At 59.3% G+C, this 21308-nt stretch carries 13 protein-coding genes; 11 read left to right on the forward strand and 2 right to left on the reverse strand.

All coding sequences use genetic code 11. The annotated features are described in order from the left end of the window. Positions 1-10 precede the first annotated feature (10 nt). Together LAQ58_RS17435 and LAQ58_RS17440 are read right to left on the reverse strand one after the other, a co-directional pair. Positions 11-568 carry an RNA 2'-phosphotransferase gene (locus tag LAQ58_RS17435; protein ID WP_224450533.1) on the reverse strand — a complete coding sequence of 186 codons (558 nt, stop codon included), beginning with the start codon at positions 566-568 and terminating at the stop codon, positions 11-13. A gap of 551 nt (positions 569-1119) precedes the next feature. Next, the gene (locus LAQ58_RS17440) at positions 1120-1911 is read right to left on the reverse strand and encodes a helix-turn-helix transcriptional regulator (RefSeq protein WP_224450534.1); all 792 of its coding nucleotides are present in this window, start codon (positions 1909-1911) and stop codon (positions 1120-1122) included. 343 nt (positions 1912-2254) lie between these two features. On the opposite strand from LAQ58_RS17440, the gene LAQ58_RS17445 reads away from it, so the two are divergent. From LAQ58_RS17445 to LAQ58_RS17495, 11 genes are all read left to right on the forward strand, one after another. Then, positions 2255-12421 carry an Ig-like domain-containing protein gene (locus LAQ58_RS17445; RefSeq protein WP_224450535.1) on the forward strand — a complete coding sequence of 3389 codons (10167 nt, stop codon included), beginning with the start codon at positions 2255-2257 and terminating at the stop codon, positions 12419-12421. A gap of 354 nt (positions 12422-12775) precedes the next feature. Next, entirely contained in the window at positions 12776-13114 is a 339-nt protein-coding gene (locus LAQ58_RS17450) for an ArsR/SmtB family transcription factor (protein WP_224450536.1), read from the forward strand. Next, the gene (locus LAQ58_RS17455) at positions 13111-13629 is read left to right on the forward strand and encodes an SRPBCC family protein (protein ID WP_224450537.1); all 519 of its coding nucleotides are present in this window, start codon (positions 13111-13113) and stop codon (positions 13627-13629) included. The genes LAQ58_RS17450 and LAQ58_RS17455 overlap by 4 nt, the downstream gene beginning before the upstream one ends. Beyond that, positions 13626-14099: an SRPBCC domain-containing protein gene (locus tag LAQ58_RS17460; protein WP_224450538.1), complete on the forward strand. Its 474-nt coding sequence runs from the start codon at positions 13626-13628 to the stop codon at positions 14097-14099. The genes LAQ58_RS17455 and LAQ58_RS17460 overlap by 4 nt, the downstream gene beginning before the upstream one ends. Positions 14100-14636: 537 nt before the next feature. After that, positions 14637-15776 carry a DUF4382 domain-containing protein gene (locus LAQ58_RS17465; protein ID WP_224450539.1) on the forward strand — a complete coding sequence of 380 codons (1140 nt, stop codon included), beginning with the start codon at positions 14637-14639 and terminating at the stop codon, positions 15774-15776. A 259-nt stretch (positions 15777-16035) separates the two neighbouring features. Next, positions 16036-16692, forward strand: coding sequence for a helix-turn-helix domain-containing protein (locus tag LAQ58_RS17470; protein WP_224450540.1), 657 nt, complete (start codon positions 16036-16038; stop codon positions 16690-16692). A gap of 317 nt (positions 16693-17009) precedes the next feature. Beyond that, complete coding sequence (locus LAQ58_RS17480) at positions 17010-18263, forward strand: RNA-guided endonuclease InsQ/TnpB family protein (RefSeq protein ID WP_224450541.1); 1254 nt, start codon at positions 17010-17012, stop codon at positions 18261-18263. A gap of 151 nt (positions 18264-18414) precedes the next feature. After that, a complete protein-coding gene (locus LAQ58_RS17485) occupies positions 18415-18942 on the forward strand; it encodes a DUF7342 family protein (protein ID WP_224450542.1) in 528 nt (175 codons plus the stop codon). Then, the gene (locus LAQ58_RS19180) at positions 18943-19392 is read left to right on the forward strand and encodes a toxin-antitoxin system TumE family protein (RefSeq protein WP_425490743.1); all 450 of its coding nucleotides are present in this window, start codon (positions 18943-18945) and stop codon (positions 19390-19392) included. A gap of 143 nt (positions 19393-19535) precedes the next feature. Further along, on the forward strand, positions 19536-19925 hold the full coding sequence (gene tnpA, locus LAQ58_RS17490; RefSeq protein ID WP_224450543.1) for an IS200/IS605 family transposase: 390 nt from the start codon (positions 19536-19538) through the stop codon (positions 19923-19925). After that, a complete protein-coding gene (locus tag LAQ58_RS17495) occupies positions 19922-21160 on the forward strand; it encodes an RNA-guided endonuclease InsQ/TnpB family protein (RefSeq protein WP_224450544.1) in 1239 nt (412 codons plus the stop codon). Before tnpA ends, LAQ58_RS17495 begins: the two co-directional genes overlap by 4 nt. Positions 21161-21308: the final 148 nt, after the last annotated feature.

A 21308-nucleotide genomic window follows, 5' to 3' on the forward strand; every position in this document is an offset into this window, starting at 1 on the left:
TGTTGGAAAGTCATACAGATCGAGTACGGTCATCGATATATTTGGGCGGTACACGCTCCACGGTGAACGTTTCTGCTCCCCGCTTGTCGATCTGGTATCCCTCTCGTTTCATTGCGTCAGTGTCGACAGCGAGCACAACAGGCGTGTCAGCGTGTCGTCGCCCGACAGTGTGGGCCTCTTCAATCGTTGATGAGAGATGCACGTACTGCCGCGACATCGGCCGCAATCCCTCTTCGAGTATCGAATCGAGTATCCGTGGGTCGGTCCCGTGGTACAGCTGGTCTGGTACTGTCGATTCCGTCGCTTCGAGGTCCACGTCGATCGAGTGACCGTAGGCGGCACGAATCCGATCATCTTGACGCTCAAACCGGCCCTTTTCGTCAGTTTCGATGACTGCCGCAACGTGTCTGGGTTCAGCCCACGCGTACTTGGCTGTGACAACCTTGGCAAGGGAATCATAGTCGGTCCATCCCTGTGAGTCGATTGATAGACCGAAGTCGTCGGGGAAGTGACGCAGTGCGCCGCTCACGAACCTCGAGAGTTGACGTCGCCGCTTTTCGTCGAGCACGGGCTCTCCTTTGTTACCACAGACAGGGCAGTTATCGTCAGCAAAGTAGCCGTGGTCCTCACAGACTCGGATCACTCGTTGATAGTTGTTCGAGCAGCGACTAACTTGTCGCTCACGCCCTAGCAAAAGCAGCCATCTCTATCACACCGCCTGCGGCATTTCGTGACCAAATTGGGCGTCTACGGACTCAGTCGGGGGTTGATTAGATTAACTCGCTCTTGGCAAGCCGCCGCCGACCGTAAATCACGACAAACTCCGCCGTGTCGGACTAATAAACGAATTCGGCCATACGACTCTGTCATCTTGTATCCAGAGAGAACTCCCGAAAATGGAAATCATGATTTACGAAACCTAGATTTCTATATTCTGTAGACACACGGTGAGGAGTCCCCTTCCGTATCGGCACATGAGGCTGACGGTCATATTGGTGCAGACGCCTATTTCGCCGCCGGACAGTACCGGCTGGAGGAACGTTATTGGGCCTCACTCAGGGGCGTGGCTCCTCGAATACGAGGTTTTTGGCCACCTCCCTACGCTGAACGGAAACTTCGTCAGCGTGAGACGGACGAGAGGTCTGTGGAGCCTGCTTCCTCGCGGTACTGCCGATACAGGTCGACTGCCCACTTGCGCGCCTCGGGGGCGTCGGTGTCGACGAAGACGCGGAGCATCCCCGTCTCGTCGTCGTATGCGCCGAGGCCGATTCGCTCGTCGAAGATGGCGAGGCCGAACGGGAGTTCATCATGCTTCCAGAGAGAGAGCCGACCGCTCTCTGCGGCCGCAGTGAGGTCGTCGGGGTACGCATCCAGCATGTCTTCGATGACGGTTGGGAGGTAGACGATGTCAGTCTCCATCCCGCCGAGAATCTCCTCTCTGATTTCTTCGACGTAAATGGGCGCGACTGTGGTGGTGTCGAAGCCGCGTAGCGTTTCTGATTGTTTGAGGAGTTCCATGAAGCGGCCGACGGGCGCGTACGGGTTCGTCGGCTCCACCTTGGTCACGGTGGCCTCTGCCAGCAGGCCTACATCGAGGTCGAACGGCGCGTCCGAGATGGTTTCGAGGAATGATTTGACATGCTGGGCAGCCGAGAGTCGTCGCCGGTAAGTAGACACCTCGTCGGCGACGGTTCGTCCGAACGCGGACAACTCGAAGGTGCTGCCCTTCTGGATTATAAGGTCTTGTTCTTCGAGGCTGCGGACGGTTCGGTGGATGGTGGTCCGGGAGACTCCGAGAACGTCCATCAGGTTCGCCCGGGTCATCGGGCCGTTTCTGAGTGCCCTCAGCGCGTCGGCACGCTTTAGCGCTTCTAGCAAAAGTGTGTCGTCGTCTGAGGGGTCGGCGGCCATTACAAATGGTACTGGCAGTGAGTCGCGATAACTGTTCGGTAAATGGAACGGTATCCGGATGGTGAACAGATGACCGTACCTCGGTTAATGTACGGTAGGTGCATATATTCGGTATCTAACGTATGGTCCGCTTAATATGTCTCAACTTCGGGGCAACGTAGCCGTACTGCGGTTTTCCTGTATCAAAACTGACTCTATTGCCGCCGTCCTGATTTCGGCGCTCATCGTTCTCTCCGTTTTCGTCGGTCCCGTCGGAGCCACCCTCGAACCGTCGACGACCTCGTCCGAGAACGTCGCTGAAAGCACTCTGGCTGAGACGTCCGTTGAAGACGGTGTCACCGACGTGAGTCGATCACTCAATACCGACGGCGCAGCGGCATCAGCCGGGACGCAGGAGTGGCCGACGCTTGACTCCGACGACTGGTCGACCGCCGGCCGAGATCCGGGGCGTTCCGGATACAACCCGAACTCCTCGGGGCCGAAAACAGGTGCTGAGTCACGATGGGTTTACGAGGCGGAAAATCAGAGCCAGACCGAACCAGCGGTCGTCGCTGACGGCCGAGTGTTCGTGCCGACCCGAGAGGGGCTGCAGGTACTGGACAACGAGACAGGTGAGACGGTCTGGAACGACACAGACCTCAACGTCCAGCATGTCGCCGTCTCCGACGGAATCGCCGTAGCCGTAAGTAGCTGGACCGACGACGAAATCCGTGCCTACGATGCGGTGAGCGGCACGGAACTCTGGAACGAGACGGACTTCGAGGCGGAGTCGTCTGTCATCTTGAACGGGACCCTCTACGTCGAACGAACGCTATATCAGGGTCACTACCTCTACGCTTTCGACCTTCAGAACGGAACGGAACTGTGGTACGTCAACTACGCCGACGATGCGGCGGGCGGCATCGCAGCCTCCGGGGACACCGTCTACGTCACCGGCTGGCTCAGCGATAGCTTCGACCGCGAGCGTGCCGTGTACGCGTTGAACGCCTCGAACGGAGAAGAGCGCTGGCGATTCGAGGTCGAAGGCCACATCGAGATGAATCCAGTTGTCGCGAACGGAACAGTGTACGTCGGTGCCGGCGACGAGGAATCCTTCGGAGGCGAAACCTACGATCCGAAGTTCTACGCGTTGAACGAGACTGACGGCCACCTCGAGTGGATCTACGACGCCCACGTCCGGCCGAACGGCGCTGCGGTCGCCGACGGGTCCGTCTTCGTCTCGATGGGTAACGGAATTCACGCGCTCGACGCAGCCACCGGCGAGCGCCAATGGGTCCACCGGATGGCCGGAGACGTCGACTACGGACTCACGTATACGACGATGAACACGAACCCGCCCGCCGTGGCCGACGGGGTTGTCTACGCCACCAACGACCGGGGATTCGTCTACGCCCTCGATGGCGACACGGGCACCGTCCATTGGTCCTCCCGGGTTGAAGGCCGGGCGACGGATCCAGCAGTCGCCGACGGACGAGTATACATTCACGCAACAGTCGGTGAGAGCGGTGCGAACGTCGTCCGCGTCTACGCGCTGGAGACGCCACCCTTCTTGTTTTCGGGGCTGGGCGCGTCTACGATGACTCCGACGCCGGGTGAGCTGGTGACGGTGGACGTGACGGTCGAGAATCTCGACGACGAACCCCGTGACTACGACCTCTCGTTGATGGCAGATTCGCCGTTACACGTCGACTGGTGGGAGGAAGACAGTGCGACCGGAACGCTGAATGCTGGCGATTCGACTACGGTGACGTTTGAGGGACGGTTTAACACCACCGGGGAGTGGAACCTCTCGGTCAAACGCACCCTGGAGTCGGACCCCGCTATCGGCCCACTCACCGTAGAGGTTTCCCACACGTCCCAAGTCGACGACTGGCCGACGTGGAAGTTCGACGGCGGTCTCACGGGGAGTAACCCCGATGCAGTCGCGCCAAAGCGCCACCTCCAAGAGCGGTGGAACGTCACGGATTTGAACCGGGACACTCGTCCGGTCGTCCAGGACGGAACTACCTATGTCGTCCACAGTGAGTACCGATCCGGACAGAACAACATCCACAGTCTCGCCGCCTACGACCTCGAAACCGGGGACGAAGAATGGAAGTTCAACGTCTCCGCCTACAACCGGTTGTCCGCTGGTTCGGCAACCGTCCACGATGGGACAGTTTACCTCTACACGACACCGTTCAACTTCGACGGCGAGGGAGCCGGAAACGACGGCACGGTGTTCGCGTTGAACGCGAGCGACGGCAGCCTTGAGTGGAGACACGAGACCTCACTGAATCGATCTGTGCCCAACGACCAGGCGCCGATAGTCGCAGACGGTACGGTCTACGTCGCTGGTGGTACCTTCGAACCGCACACGGACCTGTACAGCAACGGTTCGGTGCTTGCACTAAACGCGGCTGACGGTGCTGTTAAATGGGAGTACGAGCGTGCAGAACGGGGAACCACTGAACTGTTCTACGGGGTCGCTGCGGTCGATGGGTCCGTCTACGCTACTCTCCAGAACGAAGAGTGGGTGGACAGTTCTCGGGTGCACTACTCCGACCTCGTTGCGCTCGATGCCGCAGGCGGCTCGATGCGTTGGTCGACCGAGTCTCGACCGTTCAACCTCGACACGACCGAACAGCCGGTGGTCCGAGGCAACCTCGTCTACGTTATCAATCGGACGTCCGACTCAGCGGGCGACACCACTCCGGAGCTTCACGCGATAAGCGTCTCCGACGGCAGTGAACAGTGGCGGTACACGTCGCCCAGCGTAGGTCACGGTTGGCGGCTCCACGATCCCGTTGTCACCGAGGACGCGGTCTTCCTGCGACAGCGTGAGTTGGGAAGCGGCCTCCTCTACGATACATCCTACCTCTACCGTCTCGATGCGGCTAGTGGGACCCTCGAGTGGAACCGCAGCACCCCCTATCTCGCGACACTGCTCGCGGTCGACGGTCTCCTCTACGGCGGCGAGGGTGACGACGAACCAACCCACGTCTACGACGCCGTCACCGGGGAGAAGTATGGCGCCACCGACGCGACCACCAGAGCCTCCGGAACCGTACAGACCGTCGCGAACGGCACGATGCTCACCGTCGAAGAGTCGGGACAACCGCTCCGAGCTCTTGTGGAAGGCGGCGCGTTCGAGTTCACGGACCTCAAAGTCGATTCAGAGCGCGTCGGTATCGGCGAGAACGTAACTGTCACGGCGACGGTGACGAACGTCGGGGAGTTGACTCGGACGTGGAATGCAAACCTCCGTGTTTCGCCCGACTCGAGTCGCCAATCTCATCACATCTGGAACTACCCCTCGCGCAGCGGGACGCTCGCGCCCGGCGAGAGCGAGACCGCCACCTGGACGGTCGAACTCCGCGAAGGCGACGACTTTGTGTTCACGCTGCAACCGAATTACGAGGATACGGGGATGAACCGGTATCTCTACGACCGGACCACCGGCGTCACCGCGAGCGCTGGTGACGAGCGCGACGGCAGCGTCATCTCCCTCGGCGGCCCGCGAGACCTCACACCCGACGCGAACTCCTGGCCGAAAGAGAGTTTCGACGCCGGGAACACCGGGAACAATACCGGGACCGGAGCGCCTACCGCAGTTGGAGCGGACGTGGCGAGCTGGTCTGTGAACCACTCTTACGAGTGGACAAGCGGCCCGACGCTGGCGAACGAGACAGTGTTTGTCGGCGGCAACCACGTGAGCGGCGGCGAGTTCGTCTACGCCTACGACGCGGCCGACGGCGCGCTCCGATGGCAGTACCAAACCTACCTGTCGCGCGATGTCGAGGTACCGCCGACGTATGCCGGCGGTTACCTCTACACTGCCGACTCTGACGGTCGCGTCTATCAGTTCAACGCCGCGACTGGCGAACGGCTCTGGACGTACGGCGTCGGTGACGTCGGAGGCATTACTGTCGTCGACGACGTTGCGTACGTGGCTGGCTCTGATTACGACGACTCCTACTTCGGTCTCGTCCACGCGCTGAACGCCACGACCCGCGAGGTGCTGTGGACCTTCGAGCGCGACAGCAGCTACTACGGCATGAACGTGAAGCCGGCCGTGGTCGATGGCACGGTCTACGTCACGAGCGACGACGGGTACACGTACGCGCTCAACGCGACGACGGGCGAGGAAGTCTGGAACCGACCCATCACGGGGACGGGATCGAGACTCCATTCACCTGTCGTAGAAGACGGCGTCGTCTACGTCGATGACGCCGCCTACGGCGACACCGACGGGCGCATCTACGCGCTGGACGCGACGGACGGCAACACCCTCTGGAGCACGCCTGCGAACGTCGACGGCTACACCGGCTCCTCGCCCGTCCTCGCGAACGACACGCTCTACTTCACCGCGGACGGCGTGATCCAAGCCATAAACGCGAACAACGGCAATCAGCGGTGGGCCACGGCAGTCTGTACGGCTGCCAGGCACTCGCCGGTGTACGCCGACGGCATCGTGTACGTTCCGACGACAGACAGCGCCATCCGGGCATACGACGCCAACACTGGTGAGTTGGTGTGGCGCTACGATGCCTACAGTGAGACAGCGTTCACGCCGGCAGTCGTCGGCGGGACGCTGTACGCAACCGGGTTAGAGAACAGCGAGGATGTCTACTCGCTCGTCGCGCTTGAGGGCGGAACAACGGATGCGGCGAAAACCTCGTTCACCTACTCGGGACTCTCCGTCTCCTCGTTGAACGTCTCTACCGGTGAGGCGTTCACCGTCTCCGCGACCGTCGAGAACCAGGGAAGTGTCGACTGCGCATACACCGCCGACCTCGAAGTCGACGAGAGTGTCGTAGACAGTACGACCGGCAGCGTCAGTTCCGGTTCCTCCGACACGGTGGAGTTCACTCACACGTTCTCGAGTACGGGCACCTACAACGTCTCCATCGAGGGCCTGCCACCGGTCGAAGTGACCGTGACCGAACCGGTTGCCGTTCCGGTCGTCGAGCCGACGACCCGCGACTTTGGGGACGTCGAGGTCGGTAGCTCGACCGACCGATTCGTCCAAGTGACGAACGAAGGGACCGAGACGCTCTATCTCGACAGCGCGTCTATCACGGGGACGAACGCCGACGAGTTCTCAATCCTGAGCGGTCCGCAGACGAACGTGTACCCGGGCGACAGCGCCACCATCTGGCTCCGGTTCGCGCCGACCTCGACGGGTGCTAAGACCGCGACGCTCGAAGTGGAGACCTACTTCGAAGGCACCGTCACGGCCACGCTCACCGGCACCAGCGCCGGTCCGGCCAAGGTCGACGTCTCGCCGACGGCCGTCGACTTCGGCGACGTGGAGGTCGGAAACACTTCCACCGCGGATGTTACCGTCTCGAACGTTGGTGGGTCGCCGCTGTCGTTCGACGGTGCCCAGCTCTCCGGAACCAACGCCGGCATGTACACCGTCACGAACGGCGGAACCACGACCATCGCGGCCGGCGACTCGCACACCGTCACCGTCGAGTTCGCACCCACTGCCACGGGACCGACGACTGCGACCCTCGAACTCTCGACAAACGATGCAGACGACCCGACGGTAGACGTGGCGCTCTCGGGTGACGGAATCATCACGGAGCCGAACCGACCCCCGGTCGTTGCCGCCGACCACTACGTCGTCACCGCGGGCGAGACGCTGACGGTGAGCACACCGGGGCTACTCGTCAACGACCTCGACCCGGATGGAGACGCTCTCGATGTGGCCCACTACGGAACACCCGACAACGGGACGCTGAACGTCGTCACCGACGGTAGTCTCACCTACACGCCCGATTCAGGGTTCACGGGGACTGATTCGTTCGTCTACCGCGTACAGGACGAGGAGGGTGAGTACTCCTCGTATGCGACAGTCACCATCGACATCGTCGAGGAGAACCGCGTACCGGAAGCCATCGACGACCACTACTCGGTCCACGCGGGCGAGACACTGCTCGTCGGCGCGCCAGGTCGCCTCGAAAACGATCGCGATCCCGACGGCGATTCGATCATCGCTTCCCACCAGGGAAGCCCGAGCCACGGCACGCTCCACAGCTCGACCACGTCTGGTAGCTTCGAGTACGAGCCCGACCCCGGCTTCACGGGCACCGACTCGTTCGAGTACCGTGTCCAAGACGAGCACGGCGAGTACTCGTGGTGGGCGACCGTCACCGTCGACGTGCTCCCGCCGCAGAATCGCGAGCCAGTCGCAGTTTCGGACGCGTACTCGGTCTCTCAGGGAGACACGCTCGTCATCGACGCACCGGGCCGACTCGCGAATGACTACGATCTGGACGGCGACTCGATCATCGCCTCCCACCAGGGGAGCCCGAGTCACGGCACGCTCCACAGCTCGACCACATCTGGCAGCTTCGAGTACGAACCGGACCCCGGCTTCTCGGGAATCGACTCGTTCGACTACCGTGTCCAAGACGAACACGGCAAGTACTCGTGGTGGGCAACCGTCACCATCGAAGTCGCGGCCGACAACACCGAACCGGTGGCCGTCGCGGACCACTACGCTACACTGAAGGGGGAGAACCTCACGGTGGGTGCACCGGGTCGGCTCACGAACGACTACGATCTTGATGGTGACTCGATCATCGCCTCTCACCAGGGCAGCCCGAGCCACGGTACGCTTCACAGTTCGACGACAGCCGGGAGCTTCCTCTACGAGCCCGACCCCGGCTTCACAGGGACCGACTCGTTCGACTACCGCGTCCAGGACGACCGCGGCGAATATTCGTGGTGGGCGACCGTCACCGTCGAAGTCGTCGATCCTGCGGAGACGAGTCCGGTCGCGATGCCAGACAACTACACCGTCTACGAGGGCGAGACCCTCACGGTGAACGCGCCGGGGCGCCTCGCCAACGACGTCGATCCGGACGATGACTCGATCATCGCCTCCCACCAAGGGAGCCCGAGCAACGGGACGCTCGTCAGCGCGACCACGTCCGGCAGCTTCGAGTACGAGCCCAACCCCGGCTTCACGGGCACCGACTCGTTCGTCTACCGCATTGAGGACGATTCGGGTAACATCTCCTCGTGGACCACCGTCACCATCGAGGTGCTCCCGGACCCGGACACGGCGGGGAACCGCGCACCGACCGCGGTGGCGGACACCTACTCGATCTTCCAAGGTGAGACGCTCACGGTGAGTGCACCGGGTCGCGTCGAAAACGACTACGATCCGGACGGCGACTCGATCATCGCCTCCCATCAGAGCAGCCCGAGTCACGGCACGCTTCACAGCTCGACCACGTCCGGCAGCTTCGAGTACGAACCCGATCCCGGCTTCTCGGGAATCGACTCGTTCGACTACCGTGTCCAAGACGAGCACGGCGAGTACTCGTGGTGGGCAACCGTCACCATTGAGGTCGTCCCGAACCCGAACCGCGACCCGGAGACGACTGACGACCACTACTCGGTGTACGAGGGCGAAACGTTGTCAGTGTCAGGGCCGGGACTGCTCGTCAACGACGCAGATTCGGACGGCGACGCAATCGACGTAACGCACTACGGGAGCCCCGACAACGGGACACTGACCGTCGCTAGCGACGGCAGCTTCGAGTACGAGCCCGACCCCGGCTTCACGGGGACCGACTCGTTCGACTACCGCGTCCAGGACGACCACGGCGCCTACTCGTGGTACGCCACGGCCACCGTCGACGTCCTACCCGACCCCAACCGTGCGCCCGACGTCGCTCCGGACTACCACGTCGTCCTCCAGGGCGAGACACTGTCGGTGAGTGCGCCGGGATTGCTCGCGAACGACTACGACCTCGACGACGACTCACTCGATGTGCGGCACTACGGGAACCCGTCGCACGGCACACTGAGTGTCGTCAGCGACGGCAGCTTCACGTACACCCCCGACCCCGACTTCACGGGCACCGACTCGTTCGTCTACCGCATTCAGGATGAACACGGAGCGGACTCGAGCTTCGAGTCCGTCACGGTCACCGTCGTCGACGCGTCGGTCTCAGGGTTCGCGGACGTCGCGGTGGCCCAAGACAGCGTCGACTTCGGAACCATCCCGGCCGGGACGAACGTCACGGCGACCGTCACCATCGCCAACGTCGGCGACGAGAACCTGACGTTCTCCGACGCGACGATACTGGAAGCGGGTGGCGCCTTCGGCAGTACGGACGGAACCGATACGACGGATGGTAGTACTCTCGACGGCGGGAGCCTGTCGTTTTCCGGTTCGGAAGACACCGACCAGAACGGTTCCGCGTTCGCGGTGACGGCCGGAAACACCGCCACAGAACTCGGCTACGGCGCGACCCACACCCTGACCGTCGAGTTCGCCCCGACGAACGTCGGTTCGGCCAACGCGACACTGATGATACAGACGAACGACCCCGACGAACCGACCGTGATCGTCCTGCTCACCGGTGACAGCTACGACGACACCGGCCCGACCGTCGACGCCGTCAACGTGAACGGCTCGTACCACGACGGAACGGCCGTCTACGCGAACGAGACGGTCGAAATCTCGGTGAACGCCACGGACGAGTTCGGGACGGTTGACGACGTCCGGGTCACTCTCGACTCGCAGTCCTCGACCTACCGGGTGACGGATGTCGCCGCGTACAACGCGACCACCGGTAACTGGACGGTCGAATTCGACGGCGACGACGTGATCGACGACGGTCGATACGACGTGATTGTAACGGCGCGCGACGATGTCGGCAACCGGGTCGACACCATAGCTCCCGACAAGGTCGACTTCGACCGGGCGCCGCCCAGTCTCGCGGCAACGGTCAGCCGAGTGAACGCGACAGCCGCGAACGTCTCCGTCAACGCGACCGAGTCGCTCCGACCTGGGGCGCTAGCCGTCGACGTCGAACATCCCGACGGGACGATCGAAACCGTCAGTGTCACCAACGAAGGTGGCCACTGGAACGGGACGTTCGACCTTCCGGCGAACGGTCAGTACAACGTCACCGTGACAGCGCTCGACCTCACCGGGAACCGCGGGACTGACCGAGCGAGGGCCCTGTTCGCGAACGAGAGCACCGACGCGAACAACACTATCACGGTGCAGATGCAGCCGTCTGGACTGTTCGTCCGGTTCACCACCGACCAACCGGTCAACGACACCTCCATCACGATGACCGAGAGCAACGTGGCCCTCGAACCGCTCGTTCGCGGACAGGCAGGCGTAAGGTTCCTGAACGCCGTACCCGGTGAACGTCTCTCCGACAACATGACTTACGCCGTCATCGGCATCCCGGTCGACGAGTCGCTTCTGACTCATGGAACCGATGTCGACGACGTGACCATCCGGTACTTCAACGAGACGACCCGCCAGTGGTCCGACGTTCCGACGACGGTCGAAAACGTCTCCGTCAACGGGACGTCCGATCAGTACTGGATCGCGAACGTCACCCACTTCTCGACGTACGGGGCGGTCGCGTCTGACACCACCCCGCCCGCCGTCACGGCGACGACACCCACCGACAACCACGAGTTTGCGTCCGGGACGTCGTCAGCGACACTCACAGTCGAGTACGAGGACGCGCTCAGCGGAGTGGACGCGAGCCGAACTGTGGTACTGTTCGACGACGCATTGGTCACGACAGACTCTGCCACCACAGTCACGGGTGACTACGCTGAGTTCGAGGCGACCGGATTGACTGACGGCTCAAGCCACACCCTCGAAGTAACCGTCGAGGACCAAGCCGGCAATAGCCACACCGAGACAGTGTCGTTCACCGTCGACACGGTCAGCTCGGATGGAGGGAATTCACAGCCGGACAACGATGATTCTTCGTCGCAGTCGGACGATGACGACTCTACGTCGCAGTCGAACGGTAACGACCAGTCCGACGGCTCGACCGGTGAAGGCGACGATCAGCCGACCGCCCCCCGTGCGTCGATCGACAGCGCGGTCCTCGGTGACGAGAGCTTTGTCTTCCGGATCCGCGATACGAGCGCGAACGAAACACTGTCGGCGACCGTGGAGAATGGAACGATCGGCACAACCGGCGTCACTCTCGAACGACTCACCGTCACAGTCAACGCAGGCGGCGACAGTGACCTCGAAGTAATCGGGGGCGCGACGCCGACCGAGAGTCCTGCGCTCTCTACCGGACAGGGCACCGTCCTCACGTACCTTGACGTCACGAACGCCAGTACGGTGGACGCGACGCTCCAGCTTTCCGTGCGTCGGGACGTCCTCAAAGAGCGCGGCGTCGACCCGATCGATGTGGTCGGTTACCACCTCGTCGACGGTTCGTGGAGAGCAGTCACCCTCACGCAAGTGAACGCAACCGATGACGTCGTGGTCTATGAGGCGAACTTTTCGGGCCTCACCGGGTTCGCACTGGCAACCAACGCACCGGAGGAATCCACGACCACCACCGAAGCGCCGCTCACGGAGACCGAGACCACTGCGGAACCCACCCCGACAACAATCTCGGCCACCACGACTGACACACCCGGATTCGGTCTCGGCCTGACGCTACTCTCACTACTTGCCGTCGTGAGTCTCTTCGGGCGGCGTCACAATCGAGAGAAGTCTACGAAAAAGTGAAGCGCCTCGGGCTTTCCGCCCCGAGACACTCCGGCTGGGTTATCTTCATCGCCTCAGTTCATAAGGCGTTCACTGACCGGTCTTGTGCGACCGAATAAGCCTGTAGCGAGTCCGTTGGGGACATCCTTCGAGGACGATGCACCACTCGGTCTCAGAGAGTCCTCCGACGCGGCGCTGCTTCTTCTGTGTGAGATGACCGTTAACGAGTTCAATCATCGCATCGAGTGTCCGACGTGCCCGGTCTTTTTGGAGAGTGACCGAGACCAACCTCTTTTCCGAAATTTCGCAGGGAGAGCCCCTCCAGACAATATTCAACTAGATAGTTAAATAGCTACAGCACGTCCATTCAACTAGATGGTTGAACAGACCTCGGACGACCTCAACTTGGACGCAATCTTCCAAGCGCTTGCCCACCCGATCCGTCGGGAACTCCTCGAACAGCTTGCCGGTGGCCCTGAGAGTGTCAGTGAACTCGCCGACCCTCACGATGTCTCTTTGGCGGCAGTGTCGAAACATCTGCAGGTGCTGAAGGATGCGGGTTTAATAGAAGTCGAGAAGGACGGACGGGTTCGCCGATGCCACCTCAACGCAGCACCGTTGAGTGCGGCTTTCGGCTGGCTGACCCGCTACCGTGTCTTCTGGGAGGATCGATTCGACGCACTCGCCAACCATCTGGAGGAAGAAGACCAATGACCGACGAACAAAGGACCACAGAAGTGGGAACCGAAACGGCGCTGACGGCTGAGCCGGACAGCCAAACAATCGAGATCGCGAGAACATTCGAGGCATCACGGCAACGCGTCTTCGAGGCATACACGGACCCAGAACTGATTCCGGAGTGGTGGGGGCCGAGAAGCTACTTGACGTCCGTTGACGAGATGGACGTGCGCCCCGGTGGAATCTGGCGGTTCCTCAATTACGACGGAGACGGAAACGAGTACGGCTTCCACGGTGTCTACCACGACATCGTTGAACCCGAACGGATTGTACAGACGTTCGAATTCGAGGGCACACCAGGACGCGTCCAACTCGAGACCGCGACGTTCGACGAACAGGACGGCAAAACACGGTTGACGGTCCAGTCTGTCTCCCAGTCTAGAGCGGACCGCGATGCAATGCTTGAATCAGGAATGGAAGACGGCGCTCGAGAAACATGGGAGCGGTTTGCAGAGTTACTGGAGTCGATAGAGGAGGCGACTAGCCGATGACGAATCAGGATCCGAATGCGGGACAGAGCATCACGGTGAGTCGTGTTATTGAGGCCCCTCCTGAGCGAGTCTACGAGGCATTCCTTGACCCAGACGATCTCGCCCAGTGGTTACCACCAACTGGCTTTTCTGCTGAAGTCCACGAATTGGAGCCTGAAGTTGGTGGGAAATTCCGCATCACGTTCACGGGCGACACCGAGGAATTCGCGGATTACGGCCACTCATTCGGTGGGACTTATAAAGAGTTGAAGCCGAGTGAACGCATCGTTCACACCGACGCATTCGAAACTGACGACCCGGCAATGGCAGGTGAGATGCTTGTCACGGTCACCTTCGTGGCGGTTCCGGATGGAACCGAGGTCACTGTCCACCAAGAGAGGATTCCAGAAAACATCAGAACTGAGGATGCAACTGCTGGATGGACCGACTCCTTGGCTAACCTCGCAGACTTGGTGGAGGACAGTAGTTGAAATTGGAATCTTGGTGTGAATAAGCCTCGCAGCCTCAGTCACCGAGAATTGTCCATTTTTAAGGACCTGATTTTAGGTTGGCCGGGCTCTGTTGGAATCCTTCAATGTTGATATCGAGACTACAGCAACACCATGCCGTAGCTGATGACTGGCCTTCAATGGTCAGGTAGTTCGTAGACCTCTGCTAATGACTCGGCAAAAATCGTATCGATAAGAGGAACAAGATGCTCGTTGTCGGCGACGGGATCGCCATACGCCGCCTCAAGTGCTTCGACGTAAGCAGCAAAGAAGTCCTGATTAAGAAGAAAGCCAAGCGCGACAATTCATCATCCACGACTAAAGTTATGAGCTTTCTCCTCGATTTTGTGTAGCTCACGGCCGTACTTGGCCTAACTCACAATCGAATCGCCACATTTCGTCAGGACGAAACTGAACAGAGCAAGCTCGTATTTGCAACCAACATAATTAAAGTAGTGATAGTATATTCAGTAATCTAGTATGGTGCGATACCCTCTTCAGGTGCTGCTCGTGGTTGGCATGGTTCTCCTCGCCGGCTGCGCGGGCGGTATCTCAGAGTCCCCAATGACTCCGACAGCGGATACTTCCGAGCACGCCACGACTCCGACAACGGATACGAGCCAGTCCAATGCCGTAGCTACGGCCGCAACAGCGGTGAGCACAAACGCGGGAACGGTCGCCTTCTACATCAGTGATGAAGAGAACGCAATCGGTGACTTCCAGCATCTCAACGTGACAGTAACGCGTGTCGGCTTCGAACGCGCAGCGGCAGACGGTGGCGGATGGGTCAGACACGACGTTGACGCCCAAACAATCGATCTCACGGAACTGCAAGGCGCGAACGCCACGCTCATCGATAAGTACAACCTCGAGAACGGCACCTACAGCAAGGTGTTCATCCACGTCAGTAACGTGAACGCGACGCTCCAAAACGGAGAGCAGAAGCGCGTGAAGCTACCGAGCAAGAAACTGCAGCTAACAAACGAGTTCACAGTAGAGAACGGCTCCGAGGTGAACTTCGTGTTCGACATCACGGTCCACAAAGCCGGGAACAGTGGTAAGTACATCCTCAAGCCGGTGATCAGCGAGTCCGGCACGGACGTCCCGATCAAACCCAAGGACGACGAAGAACAGCGTGAGGGACTGAACCTGGAACTGGTCGGCAACGTCTCACAGGGAGAGAACGTCACCGCCGAGGTCACTCGCGATGACAAACCAGTTGCGAACGCGACCGTCGTCGTCAACGAACAAGTCGTCGGCGAAACCGATACCGATGGCCAGTTATCGTTCGAGGTCCCCAATGATGAGACGCTGAAAGTCACGGTAAAGGAGGGTGGCGACCAGGCGGCCCGCGAGGTAAAGTTCGAGCCCACAAGTGAACAAGGCGAGAAGGAAAAAAAGGAGGTGACGTCATCGCTTCACGCGACGTTCATCAGTAATGTTTCACAAGGCGAGAACGCGACGCTGAGCGTCACACAGAACGACAGTTCCGTCGAGAACGCGGACGTCTTCGTTAACGATGAAGAGGTTGGCACGACTGACGCCAATGGCGAAATCACATTCGAGATTCCCAACGCGGATACGATGACGGTGACTGTACAGGTGGGGGACGAGGAACTCGAAGTTGAACGCGAGTTTGAATCCAACGAGAGTCGGTAATCCAACCCATTTTTGCTCTCTGCATGCAGCATACGACTTCTGACACAGACTAAGTAGGTTTCTACGAGTATGCTGAATACATAGCGCGTATCCCTCACGAGGTGAGGAAGATTATGTAGCGAAGTTTTCTATCTGTTGGCTCAGATGTCGAGGAGAATTTTGAGGAGTGATAGGAGAACCAGAGAGACCAATACCACGGACTATCAGATATCTTAGTTAATGGGTAGTCTCAAGACTTGTATTGACATAATGTCCTCTCATGAGTGTCATTGCAGATTTCAGTGTTCCCGCTGATGCGTTCTGCTTAGCGCACACACTCAAATCTGCCCCGCAGACGGCAGCCGAGTTAGACCTGTTAGTTGCTCACAGTCCTGATTACATCATGCCGTTTCTCCGTGTAGTTGGAAACGAGTGGGAGCAATTCGAGACCGTACTTGATGAAGACCCAACTGTTGATGAATCAGAGTTGACCGATTCGTTCTCCACTGAGCGCTTATATCAAATCCAATGGGCAGACGTTGTTAGCGAACGTCTGCGCATCATTCTCGATCACGAGGGAGTCATTCTTGATGCCCGTGGATCGGGTGACGAATGGCGGATGCGCGTCCGTTTTGAATCCCGCAATCATTTCTCCGAATTTATGAACCACTTCAAAGAAGAGGGACAAGTGACACTGCACCAATTATTTACTCCGACCACATCTGGGGTTCACTCCTATGCGCTTTCGGAAAAGCAACGTTCTGCTCTTCTCACAGCATATAACAGTGGTTACTTCGATGTCCCACGGAAGGTAACAGGAGACGATCTCGCTGAACAGCTCTCTATCTCACATCAGGCAGTCTCAGACAGATTACGTCGTGGAATAAAGGTTCTTATTGAGCAAACATTAGCACGAGAACAGAGCCGTGAAGGATGAAATACACGGTAATGTATCAGTCTGAAGTATCTTTGCGACCAGCAAAAGTCTGGTCGTGGAGGCGCACCCGTAGGCGTACGCTTGAACAGCGAGACGTCGAATGTAAACGGCGAGTATTCGCCTACCCCTCTATTGGGTGAGAATGGGAGTTCACGCTGAATGCCACGCCCTTCAGAGCGTGGTAGTTCACACAGATTCGAGGAGGAAGCCCACGACTTGAGTCGTGGGAGGAATCCGACAACAGTCAACTAATCCACCGACGACAGTATGCCGACTCCCAAACGCACATAATAGGTGGTCGCGCATGTGAAGTCACAATGGAGGTCAAACGAACCATTCCCGTCAAACTTGACGTACCCGACGAGCGACGGGATGACCTTCATCAGACCATCGACCAGTTCAACCACGCCTGCAACTATACTGTCGAACACGGTCGCAACGACGATGACTCCCTCATTCTGAACAAGTCGAAGATACACGACAAAGTGTACTACGACCTTCGGGACGAGACCGACCTACCCGCGAACCTCTGTGTTCGTGCGTACTCGAAGGCGGTCGAAGCGATGAAGTCCACAGTTGCCGAGTGGAAGAAAGGTAACAGCAGACCGATCCCGCGCTTCAAGCAACCGTCTGCCATCTACGACAAACGAACGCTGACCATCAAGGATAGGTCAGCCACGCTTTCGACCATCAACGGGAGAGTCGCCGTCGAATACGTTCTCGGGGACTACCAGCGGTCATACCTCGATGACGACGACTACGAAAAGCGGATGGGGACGTTGCACTACCGTGAAGACGACGACTCATTCTACCTCCACATAGTCCTCCTAAAAGAGGTTGAGGAACGTAGTGGCGACCGCGTGATGGGCGTCGATTTGAACTTGAAGAACGTCGCCGTGACCAGCACGGGTCGCTTCTTCGATGGTGGCGAACTACTGTGGGGACAGAACCACTACTTCCGAGTCCGCCGTAGCCTCCAAGACAAAGGCACTCGTTCCGCGAAGCAAGCACTCGCGCGACTGTCGGGACGAGAAAACCGCTTCGTCTTGGACCGCTTGCACACCATTTCTCGGCGTCTCGTGGACGAAGCCCGTACCCACGACTGTTCGTACATCGCCGTCGAAAACCTGACCCATATCCGCGAACGGATGTGGAACGGCAACGACCAGATCCGTCGCCAAATGCACCAGTGGGCCTTCCGAGAGTTGCAGGAAATTCTCGCATACAAGGCCAGCGAATACGGGATTCGTGTCGAACAGATACCGCCTGCGTTTACGTCGCAGACGTGTTCTCGATGTGGACACCAATCTAGCACGAACCGCGATAGCGAGACAGGGTGGTTTGAGTGCAACGAGTGTGGTCAGGAGTACGACGGCGATTACAACGCTTCCAAGAACATTGGTCTGAAGTTATTAACTGTACCCGAGGGCAAACGTCCCTCGGGGTTGGGCGACGGTCATCTCGCCCTGAAGAACGGGACGCTGAATCCGAATGGCGATTACACTGCCTACGACCTTGCGTCGTCAGAGGGGGAGTCCCACGTTCAAGCCCACGACTTGAGTCGTGGGTAGATGACTGTATCCTCTGAACCCAGCATGTCGATTTTGCCATGTGCTGGGGTTCAACAGAGCCGATTGCGGCTCTCCCGCGAACCAACCCCGCCCTATCGCACATATATGAAGAAACAGAAAATATATTGGGAGAAGCCGCCTATAGGTAGGTATGACAGAGTTCGATCCTGCTCCCGAGTCGGACGCTCCCCAGCGACGGTGGCAGGCGGGAACGGACACGTTTGGTCGTGTCTACGACGTCGTTCTCGGAGTTACGTCTCCGACTGCGTACACCGAAATCGCTGAGCTTGCAGACTGCTCTCCAAACGCCGCCAAAAAGCACCTTGACCGCTTGGCGGAGATGGGCATCACCCGAGCCGATAGAGACAGCCGCCCGGCGACATACGTACGAAACGAAGGGTATCTCGAATGGCAGGACGCCAGTCGGATCGCAACCGACCTCTCGGTCGAAGAGATCATTGACCGCGTGGAAGCGCTTGAAGCGCAACGGACGGAATACGAAGCGCAATTCGAGACGACAGACCCGACGGCTATCAACGTGTTTGACCACGGTAATCACGAAACTATCCACGAGCGAATGACCGCAGTCAGCGAGTGGCAGGGTGTGATTCGAGATATCCGGCTATATGAACTTGCTCGCCAGCTCTCCCAGAACGACGGGCACCTGATTTCGGCGTAAATGAGCCAGCCACCGGAGGATTCAGCGCCACACTCGACAGGCCCACCGGATCGGCAGACGCTGCGCCTGCTAGAGCGATACCTTTCGTCAGATTCACTCGTGGCGGAGACTGCGTTTGACCCGGATTCCTACGAACCCCGATTGCTTCATGGACTGCTCGACGCTGGACGATACCCGGACTCGGTGACAGCAGCCCGACTCGACATCCGATGGTTCACGACAGGTGATTTCTCGGTCCACTACGTCGAAGAACACGAGGATGGGGAACGTTGGGAGTGTCGCTGGGACCGGCACCCGAACACGCACAACACCCGATTGCATTTCCATGAGCCACCATCTGCGGACGAAATCACTGACCTCGAACTCCCATCGCTCCATCCACTCGAAGTATACTCGACAGTGCTTACCGCGATAGAGCAACGCGTACAGACACTGTGGTCGTCGCAATGATACAGTTACGAGCGCATACCCCTGTCTTTAGGCGGGGGTCAAGCGGACAATAGCGTACATCCCCACCGACGACGCTACGACTGGATTTCCCACCGATTCACCGTCAGTACTAATACTCCACGACCCTATAGTGTGTAACACGGATGAAGACCACACGCCACGCGACCTACAACCTCAACTACCACATAGTGTGGTTGCCGAAGTACCGCAACTCGGTACTCGTCAACGAGGTCGCAGACCGTGTGCGAACCATCCTCCACGAAATAGCCGACGACAAAGGCCTCGAAATACTCGACCTGACCGTACAACCCGACCACATCCACCTGTTCGTCAGTAGTCCACCGAAGCACGCACCATCCCTTCTCGCTAACTGGTTCAAAGGCATCAGTTCGCGGAAGTACAACCACCGCTACGCCGACCACGACGGCGAGAAAATCGGATGGTCGAGGGGCTACTACGCAGGGACAGCAGGACACGTATCGAACGAGACGGTCAAGAACTACATCCAGCGTCACGAGGAGGACGAGTCGTGACCGAACTCACGAAGACGCTGGAACTGAAACTGGTCGCCCCGAACGCGCACAAACGGAGGAAACTCTGTAAGACGCGCGAGGCGTACCAGCAGGCGCTTCACGACGCCTTCGACGCCCGCTGTACCACGCAGACCGAAGCGAACGACGTGGTGGTTAACTACGACCTGAGCGGGTACGCGAAGAACGCGCTCAAGAAGTACGTCCCGCAACTCACGACGACGTACAACGCGGGCGAACTTCACGACGACCACCCTGTTCGGTTCACGAACGAAGGGCTACGGCTCGACCACAAGCCCGAGAACGCTATCGAGTGGTACGTCAAAATCCCGCACCACGAGGACTACCACCTCTGGATGCCAGCACAACCGAATCCCGAACAACGGGACTGGTTGGAAGCGTTGAACGCGGGAGACGCCACGATGGGCGAAAGTCGGCTGTTCGAGCGGGACGGGACGTGGTATCTTCACGTCACCGCCACCCGCGACGTGGAGGATGGTTCCGAGGTGTCCGCCGAAGAACGGACGCCCATCGGTGTCGATATTGGGGAAGCGTCGCTCGTCACGGTGTGTCACCGCGACGATTACGGTTGCCCGACCGCTCCCGAACTGTGGGCTGACGAGGGGAAAACCGTTCGTCGGCTCCGCAAGACCTACTTCACCGCCACGAAACGGCTCCAGACGCGGGGAAGCGAACGTATCGCGGAGTCTTTCGGAGACGACCTGTGGAACCAGATAGACGATGTGTTCCACCGCGTCACCCGCGAAGTCGTGGAGTACGCTGAGTCCGTCGAGAACCCCGTTCTTGTTCTGGAAGACCTGACGTACATCCGAGAGTCGATGGACTCCGGCGAGTACATGAACCGTCGTCTCCACGGATGGGGGTTCGCCAAACTCCACGCGCAGATACGCTACAAGGCCGTCGAGAAGGGTTTCCCCGTTGAGACGGTGAACCCGCGCAACACCTCGAAGGAGTGCCATGCTTGCGGTGAGGTGGGGTATCGTCCGAAGCAGGCGACGTTCAAGTGTACGAACGACGCTTGCTGGATGGGCGAGTATCAAGCGGACGTGAACGGAGCGGTGAACATCGCAGACCGCTACCTCAGCGGAGAGAGTTGTTCCAGAGAACACGAGAATGACGATGACTCGGCTGAGGATGGGGCGCGTTTGACCGCGCCACAAGACAGCCAAGCCGATGCTGACACCCAGCAGGCGACGCTTGGAACGTATGCGTCTTGAAACCAGAAGGTTGAGCAGACGCTCGGCCTGAAATCCCGTGGTGGGATTCCCGCGTCTTTAGGCGCGGGAGGAGGTCAATTTGTGAAGGGGCAAGCATGAGTCCAAATCGACGGCACTTACACGTTTCACTACTCCCACTGGGACGCAG

It is taken from the genome of Haloprofundus salilacus, assembly GCF_020150815.1.
In the GTDB taxonomy this organism is placed as follows: domain Archaea; phylum Halobacteriota; class Halobacteria; order Halobacteriales; family Haloferacaceae; genus Haloprofundus; species Haloprofundus salilacus.

What these genes read in the sequence shown, in the direction of transcription:
- LAQ58_RS17440 (WP_224450534.1), bottom strand. Translation starts at nt 1,911, where the DNA reads ATGGCCGCCGACCCCTCAGACGACGACACACTTTTGCTAGAAGCGCTA.
- LAQ58_RS17450 (WP_224450536.1), top strand. Translation starts at nt 12,776, where the DNA reads ATGGTTGAACAGACCTCGGACGACCTCAACTTGGACGCAATCTTCCAA.
- LAQ58_RS17455 (WP_224450537.1), top strand. Translation starts at nt 13,111, where the DNA reads ATGACCGACGAACAAAGGACCACAGAAGTGGGAACCGAAACGGCGCTG.
- LAQ58_RS17460 (WP_224450538.1), top strand. Translation starts at nt 13,626, where the DNA reads ATGACGAATCAGGATCCGAATGCGGGACAGAGCATCACGGTGAGTCGT.
- LAQ58_RS17465 (WP_224450539.1), top strand. Translation starts at nt 14,637, where the DNA reads ATGGTTCTCCTCGCCGGCTGCGCGGGCGGTATCTCAGAGTCCCCAATG.
- LAQ58_RS17470 (WP_224450540.1), top strand. Translation starts at nt 16,036, where the DNA reads ATGAGTGTCATTGCAGATTTCAGTGTTCCCGCTGATGCGTTCTGCTTA.
- LAQ58_RS17480 (WP_224450541.1), top strand. Translation starts at nt 17,010, where the DNA reads ATGGAGGTCAAACGAACCATTCCCGTCAAACTTGACGTACCCGACGAG.
- LAQ58_RS17485 (WP_224450542.1), top strand. Translation starts at nt 18,415, where the DNA reads ATGACAGAGTTCGATCCTGCTCCCGAGTCGGACGCTCCCCAGCGACGG.
- LAQ58_RS19180 (WP_425490743.1), top strand. Translation starts at nt 18,943, where the DNA reads ATGAGCCAGCCACCGGAGGATTCAGCGCCACACTCGACAGGCCCACCG.
- tnpA (WP_224450543.1), top strand. Translation starts at nt 19,536, where the DNA reads ATGAAGACCACACGCCACGCGACCTACAACCTCAACTACCACATAGTG.